The organism is Bartonella sp. AP20NXHL (assembly GCF_042196165.1).
In the GTDB taxonomy this organism is placed as follows: domain Bacteria; phylum Pseudomonadota; class Alphaproteobacteria; order Rhizobiales; family Rhizobiaceae; genus Bartonella.
Window position 1 is genome coordinate 1 of sequence record NZ_JBHIPV010000026.1, and the last position, 8,266, is coordinate 8,266.

The window sequence follows — 8,266 nt, forward strand, 5'->3', positions numbered from 1 at the left end:
ATGAAATTTGAGACGTTGAATTATGCTATTCAGGATGTTCGGAAAGAAGCAAGACAAGCTGCTGCTATTGGTCTAGCAGTATCTAATTTAAGCTATGACGATACACCGGGAAAATTAAGTTTTTCATTTGGTACGGGTGTATGGCGCAGTCAATCTGCACTTGCTCTTGGTGCTGGTTATATGTCTGAAAATGGAAGATTTCGCTCTAACGTATCTGCAACGAGTTCTGGGGGACATTGGGGGGTAGGTGCTGGATTTAGGGTAACACTGAATTAACAATAGAAAATTCGAAATAAATTTTCCTTCTCTTATCAAATGCGTTACATGTGCCATTTAAAGAGAAGGAAAGTTATTTTCATCATAAATGAATAGCAATAGAAGATAAGGGCGTATTTCGAGTAAAAATATATTTTTTATTATGAAATTTTATATGAAAAAATCATTTATCATCTCCAAAAGGAATTATTTGAGTAATCGATATTTATTTTTAATATATTGTAATAATATTATTAATGAATGCAGCATTGTTTTTTATGACAAGATAGGGGGTATTTTATTTTGCATAATTCTACTGCTGATAAGATTATTATTGGATTGTATAATGCCATAAAAGGTGATCAATTACATGACAGTGAGCAGCAGATTAAGACAGTTTTTAATGATGCGAAAAAATATATAGATAAATGTTTTTCTGAATCCATAGTATAATGCAATGAGTAATGTTGTTAATGATGCAAAATCTTACACGGATACAAAATTTGAAGCATTAAGATGTGATATTAAGACAGCTCAGAAAGAAGCAAGACAGGCATCCTCTGTTGGTTTAGAAGTATCGAATTTAAGTTATTTTAATATCCTTTGGTCTTTAAGTCTTTGTTTTGGTAGTGGTTTATGGCGTAGTCGATTGGCTTGAGCTATTGGAACCGTTTATATGTCAGAAGATGGAAAGATTCGCTCTAATATATCTGTCACGAGTGCAAGAGGTTACAGGGGGTTAAGTGCAGGAGTAAACTTAACACTGCATTAATAATAAAAAACGCATTCGCCCTTGTCTCATTAGACAAGGGTAAAAATTTTATAAGGAAGTGATATTTAACACAGAAACTCATAGGGTAGTATACTTGTAAAGTTTTATAACAATGTATTCTGTAATAATAATCTTAGTGGGACTAATTTTAGTTACAGTGAAGCATTTTAACAAAAAAAATTACAAATGCAGAGTGATGTTTTTATATAAATTAATAGAGCACGCGTAATCGCACAATATTTTAAAACTGTACAGTTTATAATTTTATTAATAGGAATATCCACTAGGGGGTATGCTTAAAGAAATAAAAAATCTCATTTTTTCCATTTTTATTATTTTCTTTGTATGTAGCAGCGGGAATGATTAAGTAAGACTCACTTTGATCACAACAGGGATATTTAAAGCATAACGATGCACCAGCACTTTTATAAAAGCCTAAAGTGTAAACAATGAGGCTATGAATTCTAGAATTATTTCAAGAATCAGAAAGACGCATTATATAAAAATATAAAAAAATAATTAAATTATTTTTTCCTTGCTATTTTTTAATAATCTGTATAGAGTGCGAAAAATTAATTAAAAGAAACTAGAAATCTTCTCGCAAAGCGGGGTGCGGTAAGTTATGGAAAAATTACAAAATCACAATCGTCTGATCTCAAAAAGCTTTAAGAGATACAAATATAAAACTCATGGGTATCTCGCTTATTTTCACGACAAAAGCACAATAACCCTACAAAAAACGCTCTAAATTACTCAACAAACAACTTAACTCCCTTGCGCAATAAACATCCTTTATTGCCTCTTAAACACACAACACTTAATAATAGCGCGCAAACATGTTTTTTCTACACTTCTTTCACCTTTCTTCGCCTTTAAATTTAAAGGCTCTGCTACAGAAAGAAAATCCCCCCTAAAAGGGGAAAATAAACCTTATTAATCGGACTATCAATCAAGGTGGACTACAACCTCATTGATATCTTAGATAGTCCTCTTCCGCATTATGACAACCCTAATCTTTTATAAAACAAGAAAAAACTACCTCTAGAGCTTAGTAGCACCGGAATATGTCTTTTTAATGTTTTCAATATGTTTTTTTTACTTAGAGGATTTATTATGAAAAAAATATTATATACCACACCACACACACTAGCAGTGAGTAATTTAAAAAATTCTTGCTCGTCTTATCGATTACCTTTTATAAAAACGCTTTCATTAGTGTCAGTAGCTGCCTTTTTATCAAATGCTTCTCCTGTTTTTGCTTGTGATCTTTGGGGTAATGTAGCGCAGTATTTTGGTGGAGGTACAAATATACGTAAAAGTATTGCGCCAACCTATATAATTAACGGTAAAATATATAGAGATGTTGGTTCTGCGTTGTATGGTTTGGAGAATTATGTCGCTGAAACTAGGTATGATAAGTTTGTTAAGCAAGATGCATCAGGACTTATTACAATTGGTGCGGACGTAGGTGGCAATAGAATAACTATCGCAAATAGCTCTCATGGATTGAGGACTCTTACTGGTGTTGCTGATGGTTGGGTTTCGCCAATCTCGTATGATGCAGTCAATGGTTCTCAGCTTTTTTCCCAAGGCATCAGTACTGCGATCTCTTTTGGCGGTGGTGCTGGATACGATAGAAAAGGAAACTGGATAGCTCCTACTTTTACAGTTAAGGTCTTTGATAAAAATGGTAATGGAACTGAAAAGGACTATAAGAATGTTGCGGATGCCTTTACTGGCGTAAGTAGTTCTTTCACGAATCTTGATGCAAAGATTGAAAATATTAAGGTGGCAAGTAATAGTCTTGTTAAGCAAGATGATACAGGACTTATTAGCATTGGTGGAGAAGTAAGTGGAACTAAGGTAAGCATTGCAAACGTTGATAATGCAGTTCGGACTCTTGCGGGTGTTAAGGCTGGTTCGATTACAGCAGCGTCCACTGATGCGATAAATGGTTCTCAACTTTATTCCATGAGCAATGTAGTTGCAGGCTATTTTGGCGGTGGTGCTGGCTATAAAGATGGAAACTGGAGTGCTCCTACTTTTACAGTTAAGGTCTTTGATAAAAATGGTAGTGGGACTGAAAAGGACTATAAGAATGTTGCGGATGCCTTTACTGGCGTAAGTAGTTCTTTCACGAATCTTGATAAAAAGATTGAGAATATAGTCATTGATGGGACAGGTGATAATCTTGTTAAGCAAGATGATACCGGACTTATTACCATTGGTGGAAAAGTAAGTGGGGCCAGGGTAAATATCGCGAATGTTGATAATGTGGCACGGACTCTTGCGGGTGTTAAGGCTGGTTCGATTACAGCAACATCGACTGATGCGATAAATGGCTCTCAATTTTATGCCATGAGCAATGTAGTTGCAGGCTATTTGAGTGATAATGCTGGATATGATAAAGATGGAAACTGGAATGCTCCTACTTTTACAGTTAAGGTTTTTGATAAAAATGGTAGTGGGACTGAAAAGAACTATCAGAATGTTGGGGATGCGCTTTCTGGTGTAAGTAGTTCTTTTACGAATCTTAATCAAAAGATCGAAAGTGTGACAGGTGATAGTTTTGTTAGGCAAAATAGCGTTGGGCTTATTACGATTGGTGGAGACAAGGGTGGTGATAGAATAGATATTGCAAACGGTATTAATTTTCCACGAGTTCTCTCTGGTGTTAAAGGGGGTGCATTTACGGCAACATCGACCGAAGCGGTAAATGGTGGTCAAATTTATTTTATGGCTCAGGCATTTGCACATTATTTTGGCGGTGGTGCTGGATATGATAAAGCGGGAAAATGGTCAGATCCTACATTTACAGTTAAAGCCTTTGATAAGAATGGTAATGAAACTGAGAAAAACTATACTAATGTTGCAGATGCGTTTTCTGGCGTTAATAGTGCTTTCACAAGTTTGAATGAGGAGATTGTTAAGATAAAGGATAGCGTTGGTATTATTGAAAAAAGTTATACACCTCAAGATAATTCTTCGGATATTATTTCAGAAGGCTTTCCTTTTATGAGAAGCGCACGTTTTCTAAGAAGCTTACCTCTTGCCATAGATGAGGAAGAAAGCGCCATAGATGAGGCGGATAATTCAACCACTGTAACTGTTGCTCCTAGTGAAATTTTAGAAAAGTCAACTTATGAGGTGACTGACTATCAGTTTTCGCAGATGAATAACAAGGTAACAGAAGTTGAAAAAAATGTAACCAACGTTACAGACAGGGTAACAGAAGTTGAAAAAAAGGTGAATGTTGCGGTTAGCTATGATACCGATGATAGCGGAAAGAAAATCAATAGCATCACTCTAAAAGGTGTCGATGACAGTGAGCCTGTTTTGATTACGAATGTTCAAGGTGGAAAAATTGAACATGGCTCTAAGGACGCAGTGAATGGTGGTCAGTTATACGATCATACCGCGGAGCAGATGAAGATTACTCTTGAAAGTGCGAAAAGGTATACTAAAGAACAAGTCGATAATGGTGTTAATGCGGCGAAATCCTATACCGATATGAAGTTTGACGCACTAAGTTATGATATTACGAATGTGCGCAAAGAGGCAAGGCAAGCAGCAGCGATTGGTTTGGCAGTCTCTAACTTACGTTACTTCGATGACCCAGGATCTGTGAGTGTTTCATTTGGTGGTGGTTTTTGGCGTGGACAATCTGCCTTTGCGATTGGTGCAGGTTATACATCTGAAGATGGCAAGATTCGTTCTAATCTATCAGCAACCAGTGCTGGCGGTCAGTGGGGTGTAGGTGGTGGAATAACTCTGAAATTAAAATAACACCAGAGAATATGAAAAACTACAATTTAAGCGAAGTTTCGCCCTTGTCTCATCAGACAAGGGCGAAATTTTATATTATAGAGAAGTAATATTTTACAGAGAAGTCCATAGAGTAGTATACTTATAAAGTCTTATAACAAGGTATTCTATAGTAATAATCTTAGTGAGATTGATTTTAGTAAAAAGTGAATTACTTTAACAAAAATTTTATAAATACAGCGTAATACTCTCATATAAATTGATAGAGTGCGTAATCGCACAGTATTTTAAAACTGTACGTTCTATAATTTCATTGATAGAAAATATCCATTGGGGGGATACGTTTAAAAAAATCAAAAATCGTATTATTATTATTTTATTTATTTGCTCTGTGCATAGCAGTAGCAATCATGAGGTACGCAACAGCGGCAATTATTAGTAAGACTCATTTTGATCAAAATGGGACACCTAAAACGAACGATAAAACAGAACCTCTAGACAAGTCTATAGTGCATGGAATCTATGAATTTTAAAGTTATAAGGATATTTTACGATTGTATAAATCGGAAAGACTCATTCTGTAAAAATAATTAAATTCATTTTCCTCTTGCTATTTTACGCAATAGTCTATAACATCGCGAAATATTCTTTAGTAAGACTCATTTTGGTAAAAACAGAAAGATGCTCGCAAGGGGGGCGCGACGGATTATGAAAAAAACAAACAATCACCTTCATTTTATTTTGAAGCTCTTTGAGAGAAAAAAATCTAAAGCTCAAGAGTACGCCTCTTATCCCCGCGATAAAAGCGTAATGATTTCACAACAAGTACTCTAAATCATTCAGCCAACAACTTAACCTTTTCCCCTAATAAACATTACAGCCTCTTAATTATACAAAATGAACTATTTTACTTTAAAAACTATAAACCGCAGATCTAACAATAGGGCGCAAGTATGTCTTCTTCATATCCGTTTTTCACCCTCATTCAGGAGTTTTGTTGCAAAAAAAAGCATCCTTCTTAAAAGCGGAAAAAATAAAAAACCCATTAACCAAACCTTTAATCAACGTCCATCACAACCTTGCCGGACTTCTAATTACTTCTGTTCGCCTCTGCGGCAAACTCAAACTTTATAGAGAACAAACAAAAATCACGTCGTTAATCACCCCTAGCACTGAAATATGACTTTTTAATGTTCTAAATATGTATTTCTTATTTGGAGAATTTGTTATGAAAAAATTATATACCACACCAAAAGCGCTAGTGGTGAATGATTGTAAAAATTCTTGCTCGTTTTATCGACGGCTTTTTATTAAAGCGCTTTCATTGGCTTCAGTGATTATCTTTTTATCAAATGTTTCTCCTGTTGCTGCTGCTACTCAGATTTTAAATAACAAATCAAACGACTTTAGTGGTGGTGCAAATGCGCTTAAAGGTATACCGCCAGCCTATGTAGTTGGCAGTAAATTGTATAGAGATAGTGGCTCTGCATTTGTGGAGGGGGAGGATACCCCCAAGAACTTTAGTCTTAATATTAAGTTTCAGACTAAAGCTGCTTTTGATACTGCATTTGCAGGTACGGAAGGTTATAAGAATGTAGAAGGTTATAAAAGTGTTGCGGATGCATTTTCTGGCACTAATAGTGATTTGGCAGGTTTAAATCATCAGCTTGTTGAGATAAAGGAACCCCATGCTATTGGGGAAAAACAAGATAATCCATCTCAAAGTGATGATCAGCATAAGAACACAGACAGCTTTTCTCTTATAAGAAGCTTACCCAGTGCACTAAACCGAGCGGATGATGGGCCAACTGTGATAGCTATTGCTCCTACCTCAGTATTAACTGACGTGACTTTTGAGAGTAGTGAAGGTAAGACACGGCGTCTTTTGAAGGTTTCTCCTGGTGAGCTCTCAAAAATGTCAACCGATGCCGTTAATGGTTCCCAGCTTTATACTCTAGGTGATAAAGTTGCAAAATCTTTAGGTGGTAACGCTAAGTATGAGAATGGCACGTGGACTGCTCCTACATTCAAGGTTAAGCGCTTCAATTCTGATGGTGACGTTACTGACTCGACTTATGACAGTGTCGCGTCTGCCTTTGCCGGTGTTGGTGATTCTATCACGAATATTAAAAATGAGATTAGCAAAGAAATTGCTGGTGAAAAAAGTAATTCTTTAATCTGGAGCCAAACGGCGAATGCCTTTGTAGCGACGCATGGGGATAGTAAAGAGAACAGCAAGATTACATCTCTTAAAAATGGAGACATTAGTAGAACGTCAACGGATGCTGTAGCTGGTAACCAGCTATATGCTCTAGGGAGCAATGTTGCGAAGTCTTTAGGTGGTGGTGCTAAGTATGAGGATGGCCAATGGAGCAAGCCTAAGTTCACGGTTAAAACAGTAAAATCTGATGGTACTGAGAGTGAGGAGAGCTATACAGATGTGGCTTCAGCGTTTGCCGGTGTAGGCACTTCTTTCACGGATTTACATAAAGAGATTACCAATGAAATTAGCACTGCTCAGGCTGATGCGTTGTTGTGGGATAAGGCTAAAGGTGCCTTTGTAGCGACGCATGGAGAGAAAGATAGCAAAAGCAATAGCAAGCTTACATCTCTTTTAGATGGCACCATTAATGCTGGTTCCACGGATGCCGTAACGGGTAATCAGCTTCATAAATTGGGTGGCGATGTTGCAAAATCTTTAGGTGGTAACGCTAGGTATGAGAATGGCACGTGGACTGCTCCTACATTCAAGGTTAAGCGCTTCAATTCTGATGGTGACGTTACTGACTCGACTTATGACAGTGTCGCGTCTGCCTTTGCCGGTGTTGGTGATTCTATCACGAATATTAAAAATGAGATTAGCAAAGAAATTGCTGGTGAAAAAAGTGATTCTTTAATCTGGAGCCAAACGGCGAATGCCTTTGTAGCGACGCATGGGGACAGTAAAGAGAACAGCAAGATTACGTCTCTTAAAAATGGAGACATTAGTGGAACCTCAACGGATGCTGTAGCGGGTAACCAGCTTCATGCTCTAGGGAGCAGTGTTGCAAAATCTTTAGGTGGTAATGCTAAGTATGAGAATGGAACTTGGAGTGCGCCTACATTTGCGGTTAAGAGCGTGAAAGAAGATGGCAAAACAGAAGATAAAGAGTATCATGATGTAGCAACAGCGTTTGCTGGTGTAGGAACTTCTTTCGCGAATGTGAATAATTCTATCACGAATATTAAGGATGAAATTAGCAAAGATATTGCTGAAGCAAAGAGTGATTCCTTGAATTGGAGCGACACTGCACATGCGTTTGTAGCGACGCATGGTGAAGAGAAGGTAAGCAGCAAGATAACATCGCTTACCAATGGAGACATTAGTGCTACTTCAAGTGATGCTGTAGCGGGTAACCAGCTATATGCTCTAGGGAGCGGTGTTGCGCAATCTTTAGGTGGTAAAGCTAAGTATGAAGGTGGCACATGGACAGC

The 8,266-nt window shown here is 37.2% G+C and carries 4 protein-coding genes and 1 pseudogene; all 5 read left to right on the top strand.

Annotated features, from left to right (window positions below):
* On the top strand, positions 1-276 hold a 276-nt coding region (locus ACFILL_RS08360; RefSeq protein WP_375631735.1), incomplete at its 5' end, for a YadA-like family protein.
* A 436-nt stretch (positions 277-712) separates the two neighbouring features.
* Positions 713-913, top strand: a complete 201-nt coding sequence (locus ACFILL_RS08365; RefSeq protein WP_273791568.1) for a hypothetical protein — start codon at positions 713-715, stop codon at positions 911-913.
* 1,227 nt (positions 914-2,140) lie between these two features.
* Positions 2,141-4,813 (top strand): YadA-like family protein, encoded by a 2,673-nt coding sequence (locus tag ACFILL_RS08370; protein WP_375681092.1) that lies wholly within the window; start codon positions 2,141-2,143, stop codon positions 4,811-4,813.
* 389 nt (positions 4,814-5,202) lie between these two features.
* Positions 5,203-5,325 (top strand): hypothetical protein, encoded by a 123-nt coding sequence (locus ACFILL_RS08375; RefSeq protein ID WP_375643726.1) that lies wholly within the window; start codon positions 5,203-5,205, stop codon positions 5,323-5,325.
* 695 nt (positions 5,326-6,020) lie between these two features.
* Positions 6,021-8,266 (top strand): annotated as a pseudogene (locus ACFILL_RS08380) (hypothetical protein); the annotation flags it as partial.

Excerpts from the sequence above, each read along its gene's own strand:
- ACFILL_RS08375 (WP_375643726.1), top strand. The coding sequence starts at position 5,203 with ATGAGGTACGCAACAGCGGCAATTATTAGTAAGACTCATTTTGATCAA.
- ACFILL_RS08365 (WP_273791568.1), top strand. The coding sequence starts at position 713 with ATGAGTAATGTTGTTAATGATGCAAAATCTTACACGGATACAAAATTT.
- ACFILL_RS08370 (WP_375681092.1), top strand. The coding sequence starts at position 2,141 with ATGAAAAAAATATTATATACCACACCACACACACTAGCAGTGAGTAAT.